Genomic DNA, 20,481 nt, shown 5'->3' on the forward strand with positions numbered 1-20,481 from the left:
TATGGGTCAGAAGGTTCATCCAATCGGTATCCGCCTAGGTGTTGTGAAACGTCATAACGCTAACTGGTATGCGAATCCGAAACAATACGCTGAATACTTGCTTAAAGATTTGCAAGTTCGTGAGTTTTTAACTAAAAAACTTAAGAACGCAATGGTAAGCAATATTCTTATCGAACGTCCAACAGGCGCTGCTAAAATTACGATTAGCACTGCTCGTCCTGGTATCGTGATCGGTAAAAAAGGCGAAGACATTGAAAAATTACAACGCGAATTAACATCTATTATGGGTGTTCCTGCGCAAGTAAGCATCAACGAAATCGATCGCCCAGACTTAGACGCTCGTTTAGTTGCTGAAGCAATCGCTTCTCAATTAGAGAAACGTGTAATGTTCCGTCGTGCTATGAAGCGTGCGGTTCAAAACACTATGCGTGCTGGTGCTAAAGGTATCAAAGTTGAAGTTTCTGGTCGTTTAGGTGGTGCTGAGATTGCTCGTACTGAGTGGTATCGTGAAGGTCGTGTACCTTTGCATACGCTTCGTGCAGACATCGACTACTCAACTATGCGTGCTGAAACGACTTACGGTACGATTGGTGTTAAAGTTTGGATTTTCCGTGGTGAGATCTTAGGTGGCATGAAACAAGTCATGAACCCTGCTCCTGCTGAAGAACGTCCAGCTAAACGCGGTCGCGGTCGTGGTGAAGGTCAAGAGCGTCGTGGTCGTCGCAATGATCGTTCTGCTGAAAAAGGAGAATAATCCATGTTGCAACCTAAACGTACTAAATTCCGCAAAGTGCAAAAAGGCCGTAACACTGGTCTAGCACACCGTGGTAGCACAGTATCTTTCGGTACTATCGCACTTAAATCTATTGAACGTGGTCAAATGACTGCGCGTCAAATTGAAGCTGCGCGTCGTACAATCAGCCGTCGTATTAAACGTGGTGGTAAGATCTTTATCCGTGTTTTCCCGGACAAGCCAATTACTGAAAAACCATTAGAAGTTCGTATGGGTAAAGGTAAAGGTTCTGTGGAATACTGGGTTTGCCAAATCAAACCAGGTAAAGTCTTGTACGAAATTGATGGTGTTAACGAAGAATTGGCTCGTGAAGCATTTACGCTAGCAGCTGCTAAACTTCCGTTTAAAACCACTATCGTGACTCGGACGGTAATGTAATGAAAACTAAAGATCTACGTGAAAAATCGGTAGAAGAGTTGACAGCTTTGCTTGATGAGCAACAGCTTAACCAATTCCGTCTTCGTATGGCTAAGGCAACTGGTCAATTGGGTAAATCGCACGAAGTTGCACTTACTCGTAAGACTATTGCTCGTATCAAGACACTCCTTACCGAAAAACAGGGGAACGGACAATGAGTGAACAAACAGTTCGCACGTTAACCGGTAAAGTTGTAAGCGACAAAATGGACAAGTCTATTGTTGTGCTTATTGAACGCCGCGTTCAACACCCGTTGTATGGCAAATCAATCCGCCGTTCAACTAAATTACACGCTCATGATGAGAACAATGTTGCTAAAACTGGCGACGTAGTGACCATTAAAGAAAGCCGCCCAATTTCTAAAACTAAGTCTTGGACTTTAGTTGAAGTGATTGAAGCAGCTGCTGAGTAATTAGACGTTCTTGTTGCATCATCGGTCAATTTCGAGTACTCTTTGAGCCTTTCGAAATGTGACCGGTGATGCTCGGTTTTGGAGTAGGGCAATGATTCAAACCGAAAGTATGCTCGACGTAGCAGACAACAGTGGTGCTCGCCGCGTACAATGTATTAAAGTACTTGGTGGTTCACATCGTCGTTATGCTTCTGTTGGCGACATTATTAAAGTTACTGTAAAAGAAGCTATTCCACGCGCACGTGTTAAAAAAGGTGACGTGATGAATGCTGTAGTTGTACGTACAAAATTTGGTGTACGTCGTCCGGATGGTTCTATCATTCGTTTTGATGACAATGCTGCTGTTATTTTGAACAACAACAAAGCGCCGATTGCAACTCGTATTTTCGGACCAGTGACTCGTGAACTTCGTACTGAACAGTTCATGAAAATCATTTCATTGGCTCCTGAAGTTCTATAAGAGGCACTCATGGCTAAGATTAAAAAAGGCGATCAAGTAATCGTGATCGCAGGTAAAGAAAAAGGCAAACAGGGTACTGTATTGTCAGTTTCTAATGACCGCGTTAAGGTTGAAGGCCTTAACTTGGTGAAGAAGCATCAAAAGCCTAACCGAGCTACTGGCGCTGAAGGCGGCATCGTAACTCAAGAAGCTGAGCTTCATATCTCAAACGTGGCAATTTTTAATGCTACAACCCAAAAGGCTGACCGTGTTGGTTACCAAACGATTGAAGGCGTGAAAACTCGCGTTTACAAATCTAACGGTGAATCAGTGGCGGTAGCGAAGTAAAAGGTTGAAATAGGCAATGGCCAGACTTAAAACACGTTACAACGACGTACTTAAAGCTCAGTTACAAGAGCAATTGGGCGTTAAAAATGTGATGGAGATTCCTCGCATCACTAAAATCACCATTAACATGGGTGTTGGTGCAGCATCAGCTGACAAGAAATTGTTAGATGGCGCTCTTTCTGATATGCAAGCGATTGCTGGTCAAAAACCAGTTCTTACACTCGCTCGCAAATCAATCGCTGGTTTCAAAATCCGTGATGGTTGGCCGATTGGTTGTAAAGTTACTTTACGCGGCGAACAAATGTACGAATTCTTAGACCGTTTGATCTCTATCGCGATCCCTCGTATTCGTGACTTCCGCGGTTTTTCTGCGAAATCATTTGATGGTCGTGGTAACTATTCGATGGGTTTGAAGGAACAAATCATGTTCCCTGAAATCGATTTCGATAAGATTGATCGTATTCGTGGTATGGATATTACCATCACTACGACTGCTCGCACCGATGACGAAGGCCGTGCGCTTATGCGTGCATTCGGCTTCCCGTTCAAATAAGAGGTCGATATGGCTAAGAAAGGTATGATTAATCGCGAATTGAAACGCGAAAAAACAGTTGCTAAATTTGCTGCAAAACGTGCTGAATTAAAAGCGACGATTGCAAATGTAAATGCGAGCGACGAAGAACGTTTCGATGCGATGATGAAGTTACAGGCATTACCACGTAATGCGTCTCCAGTACGTCTACGTAACCGTTGTGGTTTAACTGGTCGTCCTCATGGTTACTTCCGTAAGTTCGGTTTAAGCCGTAACAAATTACGTGACACAGTAATGCAAGGTGATGTACCGGGCGTTGTTAAGGCAAGCTGGTAAGGAGCACTATAAATGAGTATGCAAGATACCGTTGCCGACATGTTAACCCGTGTTCGTAACGCACAAATGGCAAAGAAACAAACTGTTTCTATGCCAAATTCTAAGTTGAAGGTTGCAATTGCAAACGTACTTCAACAAGAAGGTTATATTTCAAACGTAGAAGTTGCAGATGCTGAAGGCAAAGCAACTTTAACCATTACGTTAAAATATTTTGAAGGCAAACCAGTTATCGAAACTGTGAAACGCGTAAGCCGTCCAGGTCTACGTCAGTATCGCGGTAAAGATGCACTTCCTAGCGTTAAGCAAGGTTTAGGTATTGCAATTGTTTCTACAAGCAAAGGCATCATGACTGATCGCGCTGCACGTGCTGCGGGCATCGGTGGTGAAGTTATTGCTTTTGTTTCTTAATAGGTGATTCCTCATGTCTCGTGTGGCTAAAGCCCCAGTAACTGTACCTAACGGTGTAACAGTTACTCAGAACGGCCGGCAGGTCGAAGTGAAAGGCAGCAAAGGTACATTGTCTTTCAACCTGCATGCGCTGGTCGAGCTAAAACAGGAAGAAGGTCAACTTCAAATTGCTCCTAAAGCTGAGTCGAAAGACGCTTGGATGCAAGCTGGTACTGCTCGCGCTGTGCTTAACAACCTTGTAAAAGGTGTTAGCGAAGGTTTCGAACGTAAGTTACAACTTATCGGTGTTGGTTATAAAGCTGCGGTTAAAGGTAACGTTGTTAACCTTAACCTTGGTTTCTCTCACCCGATCGATTATACGCTTCCTGAAGGTGTAACTGCTGAAACTCCTACTGCAACTGAAATCATTCTTAAATCAGCTGATAAAGCTGCTTTGGGTCAAGTTGCTGCAGACATCCGTGGTTACCGTCCACCAGAGCCTTATAAAGGTAAAGGTGTTCGTTATTCTGACGAAGTTGTACTTCGTAAAGAAGCTAAGAAGAAATAAGGCGCGAGGTTCTTATGAACGAAAAGAAACAATCCCGTTTGCGTCGTGCGAAAAGCACACGCTTGCACATTCGTGCATTGGGTGCGACTCGCTTGTGTGTAAACCGCACACCGCGTCACATCTATGCTCAAGTTATCTCAGCAGATGGTGGCAAAGTTTTAGCTCAAGCTTCAACTTTAGATGCTACTTTGCGTGCTGGTACAACTGGTAACGTTGATGCAGCGACTAAAGTAGGTGCTTTAATTGCAGAACGTGCTAAAGCAGCTGGCGTTACTAAAGTTGCATTTGACCGTTCTGGTTTCAAATATCATGGTCGTATCAAAGCCTTGGCTGATGCTGCCCGTGAAAACGGCTTGGAGTTCTAATCATGGCTAAAGTTGAACAAAACGAAGGTCTTGTTGAAAAGCTGGTTGCCGTTGATCGTGTAGCCAAAGTTGTTAAGGGTGGTCGTATCTTCTCTTTCACAGCATTAACTGTTGTGGGTGATGGTAATGGTCGCGTAGGTTTTGGTCGTGGTAAAGCGCGTGAAGTTCCAGCTGCTATTTCTAAAGCACTTGAAGCTGCACGTCGTAACATGATTACTGTTGAGCTTGTTAACGGTACTGTACAACACCCTATTAATGCTCGTCACGGTGCAAGCCGCGTTTACATGCAACCTGCTTCTGAAGGTACTGGTGTAATTGCTGGTGGCGCTATGCGTGCAGTTCTAGAAGCTGTTGGTGTACATAACGTATTGACAAAATGCTATGGTTCTACAAATGCTGCTAACGTAGTAAACGCAACTTTCAAAGGCTTGCGTGATATGACTTCTCCTGAGAAAGTCGCTGCGAAACGTGGTTTGTCTGTAGAACAAATTCAAGGGTAATCAATCATGAAAACGATTAAAGTTACCCAGACTAAATCTTCTGCGCACCGCTTGAAAAATCACAAGCTTAGCCTTAAAGGTTTAGGTCTGCGTCGTATCGGTCACACTGTTGAAGTAGTTGATACTCCTTCTAACCGCGGTATGATCAACCAAGTTTACTATATGGTTAGTGTAGAGGAATAAGCCATGACTCTGCGTTTAAATACTATTGCACCTGCAGAAGGTGCTAAGCGTGATAACCTTCGTTTAGGCCGTGGTATCGGTTCTGGCGTTGGTAAGACTGGTGGCCGTGGTGTCAAAGGTCAAAAATCACGTAAGAGCGGTGGCGTACGTCCAGGTTTCGAAGGTGGTCAAACTGCGTTATATCGTCGTTTACCTAAATTCGGCTTCACTAGCCAACTTGCTTTAAAAACTGCTGAAGTACGTTTATCAGAGCTTGCTAAAGTTGAAGGTGATATCATTTCACTTGAAACTTTAAAAGCTGCCAATGTTGTACGTAAAGATATGACTCGTGCTCGTATCGTACTTTCTGGTGATATTACTCGTGCATTCACTGTACAAGGTGTTGCTTTGACTAAAGGCGCTAAAGCTGCTGTAGAAGCTGCTGGCGGTAAAGTCGAGGAGTAATCGCTAGTGTCTATGTCTCCTAGTTCTTCAGGTCATGTTAACATGATGAAAGGCCAACCATTTCATGTGAAATATCGTGAAATTATTCGTCGATTAATGTTTTTGGTTGGCGCATTGTTGGTCTTTCGACTAGGAGCACATATTCCACTGCCGGGTATTGATAATGTCGCTTTAGAACGTTTTTTCAAAGCTAATGAAGGTACTTTCTTAGGTTTGTTTAATATGTTCTCTGGCGGGGCATTAGAGCGAATGTCAATTCTTGCGTTGGGGATCATGCCATATATCTCTGCATCGATTATTGTGCAGTTGATGTCAACAGTGGTTCCTTCGCTGGAAGCATTAAAGAAAGAAGGCGAGCAGGGTAAGCGTAAGATTAATCAATATACGCGTTACGGCACGTTATTACTTGCATTGGTGCAAGGTGTAGGTATGTGTGCTGGTCTGATTAGCCAAGGAATAACCTTGACTTCAGGACTGGCTTTTTACATTCCTGCTGTAACTTCATTGGTTGCAGGCACAATGTTCTTAATGTGGTTAGGGGAGCAAATTACCGAACGTGGTGTTGGTAATGGGATCTCCATGATCATTTTTGCAGGTATCGTTGCTGGTTTGCCAAATATCGTAATGCAAGCATTCACTTCGGTGGATAATGGTCAATCAAGCTTAATTGGTCTGGCTATATTTGCATTACTTTCAGTTGCAGTTCTTGCTGCGATTGTATTTATTGAAAAGGCACAACGTCGTATACCGGTTAACTATGCTCAAAAGCAACAAGGGCGTCGCGTATTTACTGCACAGCAGACACATTTGCCGTTGAAATTGAATATGGCGGGGGTTATTCCAGCAATTTTTGCGAGTTCATTATTGCTGTTCCCTGCAAGTTTAGGTCAATGGTTGGGTAGTTCTGATCCAAATGCAGGAATCATAAAGCGTAGCCTACAAGATTTGGCATTGGTATTATCGCCTGGACAACCTTTGTATTTGGTGCTCTTCGGTGCGTTAATTATCTTTTTCTGTTATTTCTATACTGCACTTGTGTTCAGTCCTAAAGAAGTATCAGAGAACTTGAAACGCAGCGGAGCTTATGTACCTGGTATTCGCCCAGGTGAGCAAACTGCTCGTTACTTAGATCATATTCTTAATCGTTTGACTTTTATTGGTGCAATTTATATTACGGTCATCTGTTTGATGCCAATGATTCTGCAAAGTTCTTTTGGTATTCCATTCCACTTGGGTGGTACATCTTTGCTGATCGTAGTCGTTGTTGTGATGGACTTTATGGCACAGCTACAAGCCCATCTTACTTCGCACCAGTATGACAATCAAACGTTAATGAGAAAAACGACTGCTCATCCTAAGGGATAAGCGCACTTGAGGTTTCATCATGAAAGTACAAGCTTCTGTTAAAAAAATTTGTGGTAGCTGTAAAGTTATCCGTCGTAATGGGGTTATCCGCGTGATTTGTAGCGCTGAACCTCGTCATAAGCAGCGTCAAGGTTAATCTGATCAAGACCTGTTGATTTCAGTAGGCTAATTAGGTTATTATCCGCCCCTCAAGATATTTGTGGGGCGGTTGATTATCTCTACTGCCTTTTTGGAGAAAGTGAATGGCTCGTATTGCCGGTGTAAACATTCCGGATAACAAGCATGCTGTTATCTCCCTCACGTATATTTTTGGTATCGGTCGCCACACTGCTAAGAACATCTTAGCTGCTGCTGGTATTGCACCAACTACTAAGATCCGTGAATTGGATGATGCTCAGCTTGATGCGATTCGTGCGGAAATTACCAAGGTTCCAACCGAAGGTGATTTACGTCGCGAAATTTCCATGAACATTAAACGTTTAATGGATTTAGGCTGCTACCGTGGTCTTCGTCATCGTCGCAGCTTGCCTGTCCGTGGACAACGCACCAAAACTAACGCACGTACCCGTAAAGGGCCGCGCAAACCTATTAAGAAATAAGATTTCTGGAAGCTAAAAGATGGCTAAAGATACTCGCACACGCAAGAAGGTCACTCGTACCGTCTCTGAAGGTGTTGCACACATTCACGCTTCTTTTAATAACACCATTGTGACTATTACCGATCGTCAAGGTAATGCACTGGCTTGGGCTACCTCTGGTGGACAAGGCTTCCGTGGATCACGTAAATCAACTCCGTTTGCTGCTCAGGTAGCTGCTGAAGTTGCTGGTAAAGCAGCTTTGGATTACGGTTTGAAAAACTTGGACGTCCTTGTAAAAGGTCCTGGTCCTGGTCGTGAGTCTGCGGTTCGTGCTTTAGGTGCAGTGGGTTATAAAATTAACAGCATTACCGATGTGACGCCAATCCCGCACAACGGTTGTCGTCCACCTAAAAAACGTCGCGTGTAAGGAGAAACATTCATGGCTCGTTATATTGGTCCAAAATGCAAACTCTCTCGCCGCGAAGGGACAGACCTGCAACTTAAATCAGGCGTTAAACCGTTTGACGTTAAGACAAAAAAACATGCTAAAGCTCCTGGCCAACATGGTCAAAGCCGTGCTAAGCAATCTGAGTACTCACTACAATTACGTGAAAAACAAAAAGTACGTCGTATGTACGGTGTGTTAGAGCGTCAATTTAGTAACTACTATAAAGAAGCTGCTCGTGTGAAAGGCGCAACAGGTGAAAACTTGTTGAAATTGCTTGAAAGCCGTCTTGATAACGTAGTTTATCGCATGGGTTTTGGTTCTACACGTGCAGAAGCTCGTCAGCTTGTATCTCACCGTAGCATTACTTTGAATGGTCGTCGTGTTAACATCGCGTCTATCCAAGTTAAAGCTGGTGATGTAATCGCGGTTCACGAAGGTGCTAAACAACAATTACGTATTAAAAGCGCAATTGAATTGGCTGCTCAACGTGGTATCCCTTCTTGGATGGAAGTTGACCATTCAAAACTAGAAGGTACGTTTAAAGCTGCACCGGATCGTTCTGATTTACCTGCTGAAATCAACGAAAGCTTGATTGTAGAATTGTATTCTAAATAATCCCTTGAGGTAGCAATAATGACGCGTACTGCAAATGAGTTTCTAACTCCGCAAGCGATCAAGGTCGAAGCGGCTAGCGGGACCTCGGCAAAAGTTATTCTGGAACCATTAGAGCGTGGCTTTGGCCATACTCTTGGTAATGCTTTACGTCGTATCCTATTATCTTCTTTACCTGGCGCTGCTGTGGTAGAAGTTGAGATAGAAGGTGTCGAGCACGAGTACAGTACCTTAGAAGGCTTGCAGCAGGACATCGTCGAGCTCTTGCTGAACCTAAAAGGATTGTCGATTAAGCTGTTCGATCAAAACGAAGCATATTTGACATTAGAAAAACAAGGTCCAGGCGATGTAACAGCGGCTGATCTTCGTTTACCTCATAATGTTGAAGTGGTAAACCCTGAGCATTTGATCGGCACTTTAAGTGCTTCAGGCAATTTAAAAATGCGCCTGAAAGTTTCTCAAGGCCGTGGTTATGAAACTTCTGACTCACGTTTCCCAGAAGGCGAGACTCGCCCTGTGGGTCGCTTACAGTTAGATGCTTCTTATAGCCCAATCAAACGTGTGTCTTACACCGTGGAAAACGCGCGTGTAGAACAACGTACTGACCTTGATAAATTGATCATTGATCTTGAAACTAACGGTACAGTTGATCCTGAAGAAGCAATCCGTAAAGCGGCAACAATCTTGCAACAACAAATTGCAATTTTTGTTGATCTTCAGAAAGATCAAGCTCCTGTTGCTCAAGAGCCTCGCGAAGAAGTGGATCCAATCTTGCTTCGTCCAGTAGATGATCTAGAGCTTACTGTTCGTTCTGCTAACTGTTTGAAAGCAGAAAATATTTACTACATCGGTGATTTGGTTCAACGTACTGAAGTGGAGTTGTTAAAAACTCCTAACCTTGGTAAAAAATCGTTAACTGAAATCAAAGATGTTCTGGCTTCTAAAGGCTTACAACTCGGCATGCGTTTAGAGAACTGGCCACCAGCTAGTCTCCGTATGGACGATCGTTTCGCCTATCGTAGCCGTTAATTAAGTAGGACTATCACCATGCGTCATCGTAATAGTGGTGTGAAATTAGGCCGTACAAGCAGTCATCGTAAAGCGATGTTCCAAAACATGGCTAACTCTTTGTTCGAGCACGAGTTGATTAAAACAACTGTGCCTAAAGCGAAAGAGTTACGTCGTGTAGCTGAGCCTTTAATCACTTTAGCTAAAAACGATACTGTTGCAAACCGTCGTTTAGCGTTTGCTCGTACTCGTTCAGCAGCAACTGTTGGTAAATTATTTACCGTTCTTGGCCCTCGTTACAAAGAACGTAACGGCGGTTATCTACGTGTTCTTAAAGCGGGCTTCCGTGCAGGTGATGCTGCACCGATGGCTTACGTTGAGCTAGTAGATCGCGAAGTTAAATAATTTCGCAAGAATAGCTTTAGTTGTTCTAAAAAAGACCGGTGTTTCACCGGTCTTTTTTATGCCTGAAGATTTTAAATTGTCTGACAATTTAAGCTTTTGTCCTGAACTGATATATTTTTCGTCAGTTTTACACTAACTTGACATTGAGTATTGTCAATTTTGTGGTTTAATAAAATAAAGCTTAAAACAGGTTATAAAAAAAACATGGAAAAACATATTGATGTGTTGATTGTTGGGGCCGGTATTTCTGGTATTGGTCTGGCTGTTCATCTTTCCAAAAATTGTCCGCAACGCTCTTTTGACATTATTGAGCGTCGGGAAAGTTTTGGCGGAACCTGGGATTTATTCAAGTATCCAGGCATTCGTTCAGATTCAGATATGTCGACTTTTGGCTTTAATTTTAAGCCGTGGCAAAAAGACAGCGTCTTGGCGGATGGTCCATCCATCAAAAATTATTTAGCTGAAGTGATTGACGAGTATCAGCTTAAAAATAAAATCCATTTTCAGCATCGGGTTTTGACGGCGAATTATGATTCGGCCACTAAAAAGTGGGTGGTTGAAATTGAAGATGCAGCTCAACAAAAGCAAACCTGGGTGGCCAATTTTGTTCTAGGTTGCACAGGTTATTATAATTATGATCAGGGATTCCAGCCTGAATTCCAAAATCAGTCTGTATTTAAAGGCCATTTTATTCATCCGCAGCATTGGCCCGAGCAGTTAGACTATTCGGGTAAAAAAGTGGTGATTATTGGCAGTGGGGCAACCGCAATCACCCTGGTGCCTGCGATGGCGAAAGGTGGGGCAGGGCATGTCACCATGTTGCAACGTTCTCCGACCTATATTGCTTCTGTGCCATCGATAGATCTGGTCTATGACAAAATGCGCAAGTATTTGCCAGAAGATGTGGCCTATAAATTAACGCGCGCACGTAATATTGGCATGCAACGCGGTATTTATGCCCTGGCGCAGAAACAGCCGAAACTGCTCAAGAAAATTTTGCTGAATGCAGTAAAATTTCAGCTCAAGGGTAAGGTGGATATGAAACACTTTACTCCGAATTATGAGCCTTGGGATCAGCGTCTGTGTGTGGTTCCGGATGGTGACCTGTTTAAAATCTTGCGTGAAGGCCGTGCATCGGTTGAAACGGATCAAATTGAAAAATTCACTGAAACAGGTATTCAGTTAAAGTCCGGTAAACATTTGGATGCGGATATTATTGTGTCTGCTACCGGTTTGAATATTCAGATTTTAGGCGGCATTCAGGCGACCATTGATGGCAAGCCGATGAATACTTCCCAGCATATGCTGTATCAGGGCATCATGGTCAGTGATGTACCGAATATGGCCATGATTATTGGCTATATCAATGCCTCCTGGACACTTAAAGTGGATATTGCAGCGGATTATATTTGCCGTCTGATCAACTATATGGACAAAAATGGCTATGATGAAGTGATTCCGCAAGGTGATGCGACGGAGTTAATGCAAGATACGGTGATGGGCAGTCTGTCTTCAGGCTATATTGCCCGTGCTGCTGATGTGATGCCGAAGCAGGGCAAGCATGCACCTTGGAGTGTTTCCAATAATTATCTGGCTGACCGCAAACAATTGAAGCATGCGCGTTTTGAGGATGGTGTGCTTAAATTTCATAAGCGTGAGCAAGAGGATAAGAAAAGCTCGACACCGCGTTTGGTCTCGTAATTGATATGGTTTAGTCTCAGCATCTTTTTTATGAATATTGGAATCACGAGTTCAATTTGTAATCTTTAGTTCTGCTGCAAATTCCTACAGTATGGAGTAAAAGTAATTGAGCCGGCACAGGAATAAGTTTTGAGTATCTTAGCGCGTGAATATCAACTGTCATTTGACTCCTATTACCTTTATGCCAAGTCCTGGCAGTCTACTGAAGCTAATCCAGAATTAGCACCGATTATATTGATGCATGATTCACTGGGCAGTGTGGCTTTATGGCGAGATTTTCCTGCACAACTTGCCGCTCAGACCAAGCGTATTGTTTATGCTTATGACCGGCTCGGCTTTGGACAGTCAGCAGTCAATCACCAGCCTTTAGGCCTGGATTTTGTCATCACTGAGGCGACTCATGGTTTTAAGGCCGTGCTTGATTATTTTGCGCTGAAAGATTTTATTGTGCTGGGACATAGTGTGGGTGGGGGAATGTCGGCTGCCATCGCTGCTGAATATTCACAGCGTTGTCAGGCTTTGGTGACCATTGCTGCGCAATATGAAGTTGAAGAACGAACTTTAGCCGGCATCCGTGAAGCCAAGCAGGCATTTCGGCAAGCGGGACAAATGGAGCGCCTCGCCAAATATCATGCTGATAAAGCGCAGTGGGTGCTGGATGCCTGGACTGAAACCTGGCTGGCACCTGCATTTAAGGACTGGAATTTGAGTCAGGTATTGCCCCAAGTACAATGCCCCAGCTTGATCATTCATGGGGAGCAAGATGAATACGGCACGCTGGCACAGCCTCGGCAGATCTTTGCAGGAGTGAAAGGTGCAGCTGAATTGCAAATTCTAGAGGACTTACATCATATGCCGCATAAAGAACAACCCGAACTGGTACTGGCCTTGATTAGTGAATTTTTAGCAGAGATTAGTTAAGAGAAACAGCCCATCAGCAGATGGGCTTTGGATTACAGGGAACGCGAGATCAGTTCTTTCATAATTTCATTGGTGCCGGCATAAATCCGGTTGGCACGGTTATCAATATAGGCACGTGCAATTGGATATTCCATCATGTAGCCATAACCACCATGCAGTTGCAGGCACTCATCCACAACTTTAGAAAACATTTCGGAAATTTTGTATTTCGCTGCTGCCGCTGCATCAATGCCCAGTTTTTCTTCTAGCTGTAATTCCATACAGCGGTCTAAATAAGCTCGACAGAAATCGATTTCGGTTCTTAATTCAGCCAGTTTAAAGCGGGTATTTTGAAAAGCGCTGATCGGCTTGCCGAAAGCTTGCCGCTGTTTGGTGTATTGCACGGTATGCGCGAATGCCGCTTCGGCTCCCGCCTGGCAAATGATTGCGACCAGCATGCGTTCCCAGGCCAGTTCTTTCATCAGCATCATAAAGCCCATGCCCTCCATACCCAGCAAATTTTCTTTGGGCACGCGCACATTGTCAAAGAACAACTCGCAGGTATCTTGTCCTTTCATGCCAATTTTATTTAAAGGTTTGCCCTTACTGAAACCAGCACGGTCAGCTTCGACGATGAGTAAAGATAAATTGGCAGAGCCTTTATCGCTGCTGCCCGTTTTGCAGACCACAATCGCCATGTCACACAGGTAGCCATTGGTGATAAAAATTTTAGAGCCATTGATGACATAATCATTGCCATCCAAAACAGCAGTTGTACGTACCGCTTGCAGGTCAGATCCGGTTCCCGGTTCGGTCATGGCAATGGCCGTGACCACTTCACCTGTAGCCATTTTGGGCAGCCAGGCTGATTTTTGCTCTTCATTGCCAAAATTGAAGATGTAGTTGGCCACAATATCCGAATGTAGCGAAAAGCCGGTTGCCGAATCCATGGCATAGGCCTGTTCTTCAATCAGGATCATGCTGTAAAGACGGTCTACACCCGATCCTCCGTATTGTTCCGGCATGGTGGCACAGAGTAAGCCCATTGCACCCGCCTTGTTCCATAAATCCCGGTCGACATGCTGCTGCTGTTCATATCTGGCAGTATTTGGAACCACTTCCTTTTCATAAAATTTGCGCACCGTTTCACGGAAGGCATCGTGCTCGGCATTAAACAAATGGCGGGGCAGCATAGGGGCTAAAGGTCGGATTGCAGCTGATTGCATTGTTATTCTGTCCATCTACAAAGTGATTGTCAGATAAAAATTAAAAGATTGAGACACAAGCGGCAATGAGATGAATGCTCAAATGTACAGATAAAATGATGAATTTGGTCAATTCGGGGAAATGGCTCGAAATGCAGGGGATGGATAGGGTAAACTAGCAAAAAATTTCATACGGTTGGGGAAAGGCTATGAGCGAAGAAATCAGCTTGGAAGAACGCAAAGTCATTTATCGTGCCCGTCGCGGTTTAAAAGAGATTGATGTTTATTTTGATCCCTATGTAAAAAATCATTATCTGCAGGCAGATGCAGCAGAGAAAGAAGCTTTTGCTGAATTGGTCGCACAAGAGGACCCGGACTTGCTAGATTGGTTTATGGAAGTTTCTGAACCTCCACGCCCGGAAATGAAAGCCTTGATTGTCAAGTTAAAACATTACGTCCATGGCTAAGCGTTGTTTTCAGCTGAAACGCAGCCGTCTGGCATTTGTTTTTCAGCTGAGCATTTTTACTTTGCTGATTATACTTTTGCAGCAGCTGTTGCCGGCATGGTTATGGTTGCTGTGCATTGTGCTGGGTGTGCTGACCTATATCTATGGTTTGAAAGTACCCCCGCCGATGTGTCTTGAACATTTGCATGCACGTGAATGGTCGTTGTCCCATTTAAAATCGCAACAGGTTAAACGTGTTTCGATTAGTCATTTGATTGATCATCAGCTTTATATTGTGGTGTATTTCCAGCATTTTCAGGAAAAACCACTCTTGATCTGGGTGGATCAATTGCCTTTTAAGCAATGGAAAGCACTGAAACAACTGGCAAAATTAACCTAATTGTTAGACAGTTGTATAAAATTTGTTTTAACTAAGATATTGATAATAATTGATATAATTTTAATTTTTGATATTTTGTAAGACAGTTTAATGAAAAAAATAACAAATATTGCAATTGTCGGACAATTTTTCCGCTAAATTATTTCAGCTAAATGTAAATTAAAAACACCAACAGCAAATGAGGAAATCATCATGATGATTCCAACTTGGATGTTTCTGGTGGTAGCAATTGTTTTGGCAATTGTTATTGGACGACTAGGAACAGTGCTGAAGGATCGATTTGCACAACATGAAAGCCAATAGGCTTTTACCCCTTGATAAGTAGCATGTGCCGAACCGTCGCAATGCTACTTTTTTTTGCCCAAAATTTTTAACTTGATGGAATATAGTCAATTTTCCGTACGTCATTTCGTGGCAAAGTATCAAACCTAATTAGAGTGAATACTCTTTTATTCAGATTTCGCATCTGATATGTTTAGGTGCTATGGACATAAACACAATTATAGAGGACAGGAAAATGTCGCAAGTCCAAAAAATATGCCAGGGTATGGCAGTCATCATCATTACAAGTTCTTTATTATCAGGTTGTTCTCAAGTGGTTAAATCAGGTGCAAATATTGCCCTGGGTTTTAGTGAGAAACATATTGTGCCGCCAATCTTGGCCATGGATGATGCGGATATGGCGTGTAATTCAGGCAATGCCTTAACGCCCGCCATTATGTCAACCAAAGATATGGGGGCAGACCCAACCCGTATTGCCGTACTTTTATATGCTTCATCCGGGATCTGTGCCGAAAATCAGGCTTTGGAAGCAGAACTAGATTATTTACGCGCGTCTAAAGCGGGGCGGGTTTCAGAAGCACAGGATGCCCGTATCCAGCAAAAACGCTGGGCTGCCATTGCTGCACAGCGTCAGTACGCGGGCTACCAGCTATTAGAAAAGCGTTGGGCGACAAAATATAATAAGGCCTTGGGTGAGGGATGCCCGAAAATGAAAAGCGACCTTGATCAAACTGTATATTTAATGGGGATGATCAGCGGTTTGCAGGCCATGACCAATGACATTAATTCTGGCGGTGCAGTCCATGTACCCAAAGATATTGCAGCCATCGTTGAACGCGGGATGGTGTGTCTGGATAATGCCAAATTCTGGGGTGCGCCAGAAGCGGCACGAGCCGTCATTTGGACCTTGTTGCCGGGCGCAGGCGATGGTAAGCCCGATCCTTACCAGACTTTAAAACAGTCGGTACAACTGGGTGAACAAAAAGGTGTACGCCTGTCTCATGCCCTGTATGCAGTCGCAGCTCAAGCCAGTGGTGATGATGCCAAGATTCGCGATGCCCTGAAAACATTTGCTACAGCACGCTCTGAAGAAAAGCCGGTCAATCCGCAGTTCAGACTGGTCGACAGTATGGCACAAAATATGGTGCAGGGTATTTCAGATCGTTACTGGACTGAACATACCGGAATCCGTTCGGGTGATGATGGCATGCAACGTTTCTGGGATGATCAGGACAGTTCTGCAGAATTGGATGATTTATTTGATGAAAATGAGAGTGCAGCCTCCTCTTAAGTTGATTGGAATAAAAGAAAATACAAGAAAAGATGGGCTGGAATGATGTTTGATCTTTAATCCATCTTTTCTAAGCTGGGGACATGCCAATGAAAGACCAGTTTCTTATGCAAAAGATTATTTTTATTGCATTTGTAATGTCTTTTTCGGCATGTCTTCAAGTTTTTGCAGATTCATTTATCTATTGGCAAGCTGGCTTGTTCAAAGAGTTCTGGCGTTTATGGACCGCCCATTGGGTACATGTGGGATGGATCCATTATCTGCTCAATATGCTGGCTTTTGCCTGCTTACCTTTTATTTTTCCCCGCGTCAGAATCTGGCATTTCGTTGCTTTACTGTTATTGCTTCCGCCGTTTATCAGCCTGTGTTTTTATTATTTCTTTCCAGATATAGAAGCCTATGCCGGCTTGTCCGGAGTCTTGCATGGGGCTTATGTCACCGTTGCCTGCGTGCATTTGTTGTATAGGAAAGAGCGCAATTTTGCTGCCTTGGTGTTGTGCCTGATTCTGGGAAAATTGCTTTGGGAAAATACCGTCGGCAGTGTCAGCACAGCAGAACTTATTGGCAGTCCGGTATTGGTTGAAGCTCATTTATTGGGGGTGATTGGAGGAATAATCATCGCTTTGGCGTATGTTCTATGGGAATATTTCGTTGAATAGTGGCGAGATTGACATTTAAAACAGAAAAGAAAATACATATTGTCATTTTCATTAATGTCGGGTTAATGCAAATTTGTAGATAACAATAAAGAAATTGGATCGGGAAAGGATATTCTCCGTTCATAAATCAAAATTGGCCTTACCAAACCACCGTGTAATGACCAAAATAAAAAATAGGAATACACATGCAATATGATGAAAACAACAGATCTGGATTAGGTCTGTTACGTTATATATGGACAGAGTGGATCTCGGCCTTTGTCGTTCTTGTCTTACTTTTGCTGACTTTGATTATTGGTACCGGTGAAATGATTCACGGCCAGCTGTTGCGTATGGGTGAGCGTCTGTACGGTGATCCGGCGACTGGCATGCAATATTCGTTTCTACGTGCCGAACCGAGTTCCCCAACCTGTGAACGTAATGTCGATGTCGATCGTAAAGTGCAAGAGCAGATGAAAGCCGATGCAGCCGACGAGTATGCTGATTTTTTCGGTGTGCGTTCAGAGGCTGATGTGCGTGCGGCGATAGTACAGGCTCAACAGGTCTGTGAAGAATCCTATCAGTTCTATGATAAAGCGATTGCCCATATGCAGGCTCATCCGAGTATTCGCGCATATCGTACCTTTGAAACGTCTTTCTTTGGCGTATTCAAGTTCGGTACTGAAAACCGGGCCCTGTTACTGGTTATCATGGTGGTGTTTGCAGCGATCAGTGCAACGCTGAAAACCCATCATATTGGTTTACGTAGTCCCACAACGCGTATCGATTTTAAAGTGTACTCGGTGGCAATGCTGACTGGTAACGCCTTTTTGGCTTACTCGTCTTATAGCCAATATCAGTCCATGCTGAATTCGGGTGTTCCGATCGGAGACATGAAATATATTTACTGGTTGTGGATGATCCTGTTCAGTACGCTGACCTTGATCAGCCTGTATCAGATATTCAGACAGCCCAAGCAGAGCCAAGAGGGCGGTAGCTTAGGAATGGCTTTTCTGAGTGTGCCGCTGTATGGCTATATGGCGATCATTACCGGGATTAGCTTTACCTTCCTGATGGATTATCCAATGGGACAGGGTATTTACCTGGGACAGCTGGTCGAGTTTTCGAGTATCTTCCTGAATCTGGCACTGTTCATCTGGGCGGGTATGTTGCTGAAACAGACCCGTGTCGTGGACATGTTCCTGAATATCCTGCGTCCATGGAATCTGGCACCTGAAACCCTGACCTGGCTGATCTTGGTGGCAGCTGCGTTGCCAACGGCCTATACAGGAGCATCGGGGATTTTCGTGATCGCAGCAGGTGCGATTATTTATAAGGAAGTCTGGAATGCGGGTGGACGCCGTCAGTTTGCTCTGGCAGCAACAGCTATGTCAGGTTCTCTAGGTGTGGTATTACGTCCATGCTTATTGATTGTGGTGGTTGCCTCACTGAATAAGGAAGTGACAACGGACTTGCTGTATCACTACGGCGTGTATGTGTTCCTGCTGACGTCAACTTTATTTTTGATCATTTCACTGTTCTTCGCCGAAAGTAAATTCCGTATTGCAGCCCCAGGTGTAGCAGCACCTCAATCGGCTCGTGCTGTAGTGGCGGTGATTCCTTATGTCGTGATTTTCATCTTGATCTGGTTATTCTATAAATATGCCTTGTCGACCGATCTGAATGAATTTACCGCTCCAGTCATGATGCCAGTGATTCTGTTGCTGGTGGTACTTTTCGACAAGTTACGCCATGAACCTGCACCTTTACCCGCAGTGGGACATTGGGATGAAACCCTGACCGCCCAGTTGAATCAGGGATCGATCCCTGAATTGGCAACTGCCGGTGCAGCGGTAAATGCCGAATACCGTGAAGCAGAGCATGGTAAACAGCAGGGCAAAGAATTGGCAGTTGATCATGGCGTGAAACGTTCTGCTTATGGAGAAAGTTTGCGTAATGTCGGATTCTGGAAATCGTTACATATTTCTACCAGTGAAACGGTTGGACATATTGGTGCCCTGGTAATCCTGATGGCGCTTTCTGTCAGTGTGGGGGGATTACTGGAACGTATCGAAGTGATGCAGGCCTTCCCGACCGATATCAGTAGTACCATTCTCGTCATTACCCTGATTGTCGGACTGATGATTTTTGTGGGCATGATCATGGACCCATTTGGTGCCGTTATTCTGATTTCCGCTACAGTGGCTCCGGTAGCCTATCAATACGGTATCCACCCGGTACATTTCTGGATGATTACCCTGATTGGTTTTGAGCTTGGTTATGTCACCCCGCCTGTAGCGCTGAACCATCTTCTGGCCCGGCAGTCTGTTGGAGATGCCGAGGTGGCTGAGGCGGATGCAGAAGTGCGTCATCTATCTTTCTACTACCGCTATGAACGCTGGGTTTTACCGGTGATTGTGATGCTGCCTGCCATGTTGATCATCGCTTATATTCCTTATGTATTTAAGCTGTTCGGTTGGTATCATTAATCCATCATAAAAAAAGCACCTTCGGGTGCTTTTTTATGACTTTTTATATAGGGAATTATATGCGGGAAATCTGCCTGAATTATCGGGTGGCACGTTTTTGAACCAGAGGGCTACAGAGGATAATGGCAGCCAGAATGAGGCCGAAACCCATTAAACTATAATGATCTGGTATTTCTTGCCAGAAGATAAAGCCCGAGATTCCTGCAAAAATAATGGCAATATAATTCACGGGGCCAATCTGTCCGGCAGGGGCGAGTTTATAGGCATTGGACATGAAAATCTGGCTAATATTGGCAAGCAGACCTGCGCCAATCAAGAAACCCAGTTCAGTCCAGGTATAAGGACGCCATAACCAGAACATCGGAATCATGGAAATGAGTGTGCCGATAAAACAGAAATAAAATACGATTTTCTCTGGAGATTCGGTACTAGTGAGCGCGCGGACTGTTACAAATGCCATGGCTGCCAACAAGCTGGCACCTAGCCCAATCACAGACATCTGGTTAAAACATGCCAGCATCGGGCTTGGCCACAAAATGACCCCGACCAGGCCAATCGCTGCGGCGAGCAGCATGGATTTGGTGATTTTTTCTTTCAGAAACAACCAGGCAATCAGTGGAATAAAAATCGGGGAAGAATAGGTAAAGACCATGGCGTTGGACAGCTTTAAATGGGCAATTGCGTAAAAGAAGCCATACATGGCAATCAGCCCGATGACGGCACGCCAGCTATGCATCCAGATTTTTTCAGTTTTAAAAAAGCCAATTCCCTTAGAGCAAATAAGCGGCAGAAAAATAAACAGGCCGACAAAGTTGCGAAAAAATACAATGGTGGGATTATCTACCGTGTGTGAGGCATAGCGAATACAGACACCCATAAGAGAAAATAAAAAGGCAGAGCAGGTCAGTAAAGCGAGTGCTTTAAGCAGGTTCCGATTGCTGGTCGGTAGGGACATGAAACAATTCAGCTAAAATATGTGCTGCTATTTT

Annotated in this window: 29 protein-coding genes and 1 pseudogene; 28 read left to right on the forward strand and 2 right to left on the reverse strand. The window is 44.1% G+C overall.

Annotation, left to right across the window (positions count from 1 at the left end; translation table 11 throughout):
- The first annotated feature begins 1 nt into the window (after position 1).
- The 23 genes and pseudogenes from rpsC (at position 2) to BLP85_RS13735 (ending at position 12,762) form a co-directional block, all read left to right on the forward strand.
- Positions 2–818: pseudogene (rpsC, locus tag BLP85_RS13625) on the forward strand (30S ribosomal protein S3).
- Complete coding sequence (rplP, locus tag BLP85_RS13630) at positions 758–1,171, forward strand: 50S ribosomal protein L16 (RefSeq protein ID WP_067669331.1); 414 nt, start codon at positions 758–760, stop codon at positions 1,169–1,171. Before rpsC ends, rplP begins: the two are co-directional and overlap by 61 nt.
- Positions 1,171–1,368, forward strand: coding sequence for a 50S ribosomal protein L29 (gene rpmC / locus BLP85_RS13635; protein WP_004650482.1), 198 nt, complete (start codon positions 1,171–1,173; stop codon positions 1,366–1,368). The genes rplP and rpmC overlap by 1 nt, the downstream gene beginning before the upstream one ends.
- Positions 1,365–1,622: a 30S ribosomal protein S17 gene (gene rpsQ, locus BLP85_RS13640; protein ID WP_086195769.1), complete on the forward strand. Its 258-nt coding sequence runs from the start codon at positions 1,365–1,367 to the stop codon at positions 1,620–1,622. Before rpmC ends, rpsQ begins: the two co-directional genes overlap by 4 nt.
- Before the next feature lie 91 nt (positions 1,623–1,713).
- The gene (rplN, locus tag BLP85_RS13645; RefSeq protein WP_086174455.1) at positions 1,714–2,082 is read left to right on the forward strand and encodes a 50S ribosomal protein L14; all 369 of its coding nucleotides are present in this window, start codon (positions 1,714–1,716) and stop codon (positions 2,080–2,082) included.
- 9 nt (positions 2,083–2,091) lie between these two features.
- On the forward strand, positions 2,092–2,409 hold the full coding sequence (gene rplX / locus BLP85_RS13650; RefSeq protein ID WP_086195768.1) for a 50S ribosomal protein L24: 318 nt from the start codon (positions 2,092–2,094) through the stop codon (positions 2,407–2,409).
- Between the two features lie 16 nt (positions 2,410–2,425).
- On the forward strand, positions 2,426–2,962 hold the full coding sequence (rplE, locus tag BLP85_RS13655; RefSeq protein ID WP_086195767.1) for a 50S ribosomal protein L5: 537 nt from the start codon (positions 2,426–2,428) through the stop codon (positions 2,960–2,962).
- 9 nt (positions 2,963–2,971) lie between these two features.
- Complete coding sequence (rpsN, locus tag BLP85_RS13660) at positions 2,972–3,277, forward strand: 30S ribosomal protein S14 (protein ID WP_086174452.1); 306 nt, start codon at positions 2,972–2,974, stop codon at positions 3,275–3,277.
- Positions 3,278–3,289: 12 nt separating this feature from the next.
- Complete coding sequence (gene rpsH / locus BLP85_RS13665; RefSeq protein ID WP_053579514.1) at positions 3,290–3,685, forward strand: 30S ribosomal protein S8; 396 nt, start codon at positions 3,290–3,292, stop codon at positions 3,683–3,685.
- A gap of 13 nt (positions 3,686–3,698) precedes the next feature.
- The gene (gene rplF, locus BLP85_RS13670; RefSeq protein WP_092820774.1) at positions 3,699–4,232 is read left to right on the forward strand and encodes a 50S ribosomal protein L6; all 534 of its coding nucleotides are present in this window, start codon (positions 3,699–3,701) and stop codon (positions 4,230–4,232) included.
- Positions 4,233–4,246: 14 nt separating this feature from the next.
- Positions 4,247–4,597 (forward strand): 50S ribosomal protein L18, encoded by a 351-nt coding sequence (rplR, locus tag BLP85_RS13675; RefSeq protein WP_053579516.1) that lies wholly within the window; start codon positions 4,247–4,249, stop codon positions 4,595–4,597.
- A 2-nt stretch (positions 4,598–4,599) separates the two neighbouring features.
- Positions 4,600–5,097, forward strand: a complete 498-nt coding sequence (rpsE, locus tag BLP85_RS13680; protein WP_086195763.1) for a 30S ribosomal protein S5 — start codon at positions 4,600–4,602, stop codon at positions 5,095–5,097.
- 6 nt (positions 5,098–5,103) lie between these two features.
- Positions 5,104–5,280, forward strand: a complete 177-nt coding sequence (gene rpmD / locus BLP85_RS13685; RefSeq protein WP_092820776.1) for a 50S ribosomal protein L30 — start codon at positions 5,104–5,106, stop codon at positions 5,278–5,280.
- A gap of 3 nt (positions 5,281–5,283) precedes the next feature.
- Positions 5,284–5,724, forward strand: coding sequence for a 50S ribosomal protein L15 (gene rplO, locus BLP85_RS13690; RefSeq protein WP_086174449.1), 441 nt, complete (start codon positions 5,284–5,286; stop codon positions 5,722–5,724).
- A 45-nt stretch (positions 5,725–5,769) separates the two neighbouring features.
- Complete coding sequence (gene secY / locus BLP85_RS13695) at positions 5,770–7,089, forward strand: preprotein translocase subunit SecY (RefSeq protein WP_171259726.1); 1,320 nt, start codon at positions 5,770–5,772, stop codon at positions 7,087–7,089.
- A 19-nt stretch (positions 7,090–7,108) separates the two neighbouring features.
- Positions 7,109–7,225 carry a 50S ribosomal protein L36 gene (rpmJ, locus tag BLP85_RS13700; protein WP_000867907.1) on the forward strand — a complete coding sequence of 39 codons (117 nt, stop codon included), beginning with the start codon at positions 7,109–7,111 and terminating at the stop codon, positions 7,223–7,225.
- A gap of 106 nt (positions 7,226–7,331) precedes the next feature.
- Positions 7,332–7,688, forward strand: coding sequence for a 30S ribosomal protein S13 (gene rpsM / locus BLP85_RS13705; protein WP_086174447.1), 357 nt, complete (start codon positions 7,332–7,334; stop codon positions 7,686–7,688).
- Positions 7,689–7,707: 19 nt separating this feature from the next.
- A complete protein-coding gene (gene rpsK / locus BLP85_RS13710) occupies positions 7,708–8,094 on the forward strand; it encodes a 30S ribosomal protein S11 (protein WP_001040166.1) in 387 nt (128 codons plus the stop codon).
- 12 nt (positions 8,095–8,106) lie between these two features.
- Entirely contained in the window at positions 8,107–8,730 is a 624-nt protein-coding gene (gene rpsD, locus BLP85_RS13715) for a 30S ribosomal protein S4 (protein ID WP_092820780.1), read from the forward strand.
- Between the two features lie 18 nt (positions 8,731–8,748).
- Positions 8,749–9,756 (forward strand): DNA-directed RNA polymerase subunit alpha, encoded by a 1,008-nt coding sequence (locus tag BLP85_RS13720; RefSeq protein WP_004869497.1) that lies wholly within the window; start codon positions 8,749–8,751, stop codon positions 9,754–9,756.
- A gap of 18 nt (positions 9,757–9,774) precedes the next feature.
- Positions 9,775–10,140: a 50S ribosomal protein L17 gene (rplQ, locus tag BLP85_RS13725; protein WP_004691290.1), complete on the forward strand. Its 366-nt coding sequence runs from the start codon at positions 9,775–9,777 to the stop codon at positions 10,138–10,140.
- Positions 10,141–10,344: 204 nt separating this feature from the next.
- A complete protein-coding gene (locus BLP85_RS13730) occupies positions 10,345–11,841 on the forward strand; it encodes a flavin-containing monooxygenase (protein WP_092820782.1) in 1,497 nt (498 codons plus the stop codon).
- Between the two features lie 129 nt (positions 11,842–11,970).
- Positions 11,971–12,762: an alpha/beta fold hydrolase gene (locus BLP85_RS13735; protein ID WP_092820784.1), complete on the forward strand. Its 792-nt coding sequence runs from the start codon at positions 11,971–11,973 to the stop codon at positions 12,760–12,762.
- A gap of 32 nt (positions 12,763–12,794) precedes the next feature.
- Here the strand turns inward: BLP85_RS13735 and BLP85_RS13740 are convergent, their stop codons facing one another.
- Entirely contained in the window at positions 12,795–13,967 is a 1,173-nt protein-coding gene (locus BLP85_RS13740) for an acyl-CoA dehydrogenase family protein (protein WP_092820786.1), read from the reverse strand.
- Between the two features lie 188 nt (positions 13,968–14,155).
- Here BLP85_RS13740 and BLP85_RS13745 point away from each other — a divergent pair, with 188 nt between their 5' ends.
- The 5 genes from BLP85_RS13745 (at position 14,156) to BLP85_RS13765 (ending at position 19,492) form a co-directional block, all read left to right on the forward strand.
- Positions 14,156–14,413: an FAD assembly factor SdhE gene (locus tag BLP85_RS13745; protein WP_092820788.1), complete on the forward strand. Its 258-nt coding sequence runs from the start codon at positions 14,156–14,158 to the stop codon at positions 14,411–14,413.
- Positions 14,406–14,792: a hypothetical protein gene (locus BLP85_RS13750; protein WP_092820791.1), complete on the forward strand. Its 387-nt coding sequence runs from the start codon at positions 14,406–14,408 to the stop codon at positions 14,790–14,792. The genes BLP85_RS13745 and BLP85_RS13750 overlap by 8 nt, the downstream gene beginning before the upstream one ends.
- A 517-nt stretch (positions 14,793–15,309) precedes the next feature.
- Complete coding sequence (locus tag BLP85_RS13755; RefSeq protein WP_092820793.1) at positions 15,310–16,365, forward strand: hypothetical protein; 1,056 nt, start codon at positions 15,310–15,312, stop codon at positions 16,363–16,365.
- A gap of 89 nt (positions 16,366–16,454) precedes the next feature.
- Positions 16,455–17,024 carry a rhombosortase gene (rrtA, locus tag BLP85_RS13760; RefSeq protein WP_092820795.1) on the forward strand — a complete coding sequence of 190 codons (570 nt, stop codon included), beginning with the start codon at positions 16,455–16,457 and terminating at the stop codon, positions 17,022–17,024.
- A 185-nt stretch (positions 17,025–17,209) separates the two neighbouring features.
- A complete protein-coding gene (locus BLP85_RS13765; RefSeq protein WP_092820797.1) occupies positions 17,210–19,492 on the forward strand; it encodes a TRAP transporter large permease subunit in 2,283 nt (760 codons plus the stop codon).
- Between the two features lie 79 nt (positions 19,493–19,571).
- Here BLP85_RS13765 and BLP85_RS13770 read toward each other — a convergent pair whose 3' ends face one another.
- Positions 19,572–20,447: a DMT family transporter gene (locus tag BLP85_RS13770; RefSeq protein WP_092820799.1), complete on the reverse strand. Its 876-nt coding sequence runs from the start codon at positions 20,445–20,447 to the stop codon at positions 19,572–19,574.
- Between the last annotated feature and the right edge of the window lie 34 nt (positions 20,448–20,481).

The sequence above is a fragment of the Acinetobacter kookii genome (genome assembly GCF_900096895.1).
Taxonomy (GTDB): domain Bacteria; phylum Pseudomonadota; class Gammaproteobacteria; order Pseudomonadales; family Moraxellaceae; genus Acinetobacter; species Acinetobacter kookii.

Coding starts and splice junctions, on each gene's coding strand:
- BLP85_RS13720 (WP_004869497.1), top strand. CDS start 8,749: ATGACGCGTACTGCAAATGAGTTTCTAACTCCGCAAGCGATCAAGGTC.
- rpsD (WP_092820780.1), top strand. CDS start 8,107: ATGGCTCGTTATATTGGTCCAAAATGCAAACTCTCTCGCCGCGAAGGG.
- rpmJ (WP_000867907.1), top strand. CDS start 7,109: ATGAAAGTACAAGCTTCTGTTAAAAAAATTTGTGGTAGCTGTAAAGTT.
- rpsE (WP_086195763.1), top strand. CDS start 4,600: ATGGCTAAAGTTGAACAAAACGAAGGTCTTGTTGAAAAGCTGGTTGCC.
- rplN (WP_086174455.1), top strand. CDS start 1,714: ATGATTCAAACCGAAAGTATGCTCGACGTAGCAGACAACAGTGGTGCT.
- rpsN (WP_086174452.1), top strand. CDS start 2,972: ATGGCTAAGAAAGGTATGATTAATCGCGAATTGAAACGCGAAAAAACA.
- rplQ (WP_004691290.1), top strand. CDS start 9,775: ATGCGTCATCGTAATAGTGGTGTGAAATTAGGCCGTACAAGCAGTCAT.
- rplR (WP_053579516.1), top strand. CDS start 4,247: ATGAACGAAAAGAAACAATCCCGTTTGCGTCGTGCGAAAAGCACACGC.
- rpmD (WP_092820776.1), top strand. CDS start 5,104: ATGAAAACGATTAAAGTTACCCAGACTAAATCTTCTGCGCACCGCTTG.
- BLP85_RS13755 (WP_092820793.1), top strand. CDS start 15,310: ATGTCGCAAGTCCAAAAAATATGCCAGGGTATGGCAGTCATCATCATT.
- rpsH (WP_053579514.1), top strand. CDS start 3,290: ATGAGTATGCAAGATACCGTTGCCGACATGTTAACCCGTGTTCGTAAC.
- rpsM (WP_086174447.1), top strand. CDS start 7,332: ATGGCTCGTATTGCCGGTGTAAACATTCCGGATAACAAGCATGCTGTT.
- BLP85_RS13745 (WP_092820788.1), top strand. CDS start 14,156: ATGAGCGAAGAAATCAGCTTGGAAGAACGCAAAGTCATTTATCGTGCC.
- rplO (WP_086174449.1), top strand. CDS start 5,284: ATGACTCTGCGTTTAAATACTATTGCACCTGCAGAAGGTGCTAAGCGT.
- rpmC (WP_004650482.1), top strand. CDS start 1,171: ATGAAAACTAAAGATCTACGTGAAAAATCGGTAGAAGAGTTGACAGCT.
- rrtA (WP_092820795.1), top strand. CDS start 16,455: ATGAAAGACCAGTTTCTTATGCAAAAGATTATTTTTATTGCATTTGTA.
- rpsK (WP_001040166.1), top strand. CDS start 7,708: ATGGCTAAAGATACTCGCACACGCAAGAAGGTCACTCGTACCGTCTCT.
- BLP85_RS13765 (WP_092820797.1), top strand. CDS start 17,210: ATGCAATATGATGAAAACAACAGATCTGGATTAGGTCTGTTACGTTAT.
- rplX (WP_086195768.1), top strand. CDS start 2,092: ATGGCTAAGATTAAAAAAGGCGATCAAGTAATCGTGATCGCAGGTAAA.
- BLP85_RS13750 (WP_092820791.1), top strand. CDS start 14,406: ATGGCTAAGCGTTGTTTTCAGCTGAAACGCAGCCGTCTGGCATTTGTT.
- rplF (WP_092820774.1), top strand. CDS start 3,699: ATGTCTCGTGTGGCTAAAGCCCCAGTAACTGTACCTAACGGTGTAACA.
- BLP85_RS13770 (WP_092820799.1), bottom strand. CDS start 20,447: ATGTCCCTACCGACCAGCAATCGGAACCTGCTTAAAGCACTCGCTTTA.
- BLP85_RS13740 (WP_092820786.1), bottom strand. CDS start 13,967: ATGCAATCAGCTGCAATCCGACCTTTAGCCCCTATGCTGCCCCGCCAT.
- rplP (WP_067669331.1), top strand. CDS start 758: ATGTTGCAACCTAAACGTACTAAATTCCGCAAAGTGCAAAAAGGCCGT.
- rplE (WP_086195767.1), top strand. CDS start 2,426: ATGGCCAGACTTAAAACACGTTACAACGACGTACTTAAAGCTCAGTTA.
- rpsQ (WP_086195769.1), top strand. CDS start 1,365: ATGAGTGAACAAACAGTTCGCACGTTAACCGGTAAAGTTGTAAGCGAC.
- secY (WP_171259726.1), top strand. CDS start 5,770: ATGAAAGGCCAACCATTTCATGTGAAATATCGTGAAATTATTCGTCGA.
- BLP85_RS13730 (WP_092820782.1), top strand. CDS start 10,345: ATGGAAAAACATATTGATGTGTTGATTGTTGGGGCCGGTATTTCTGGT.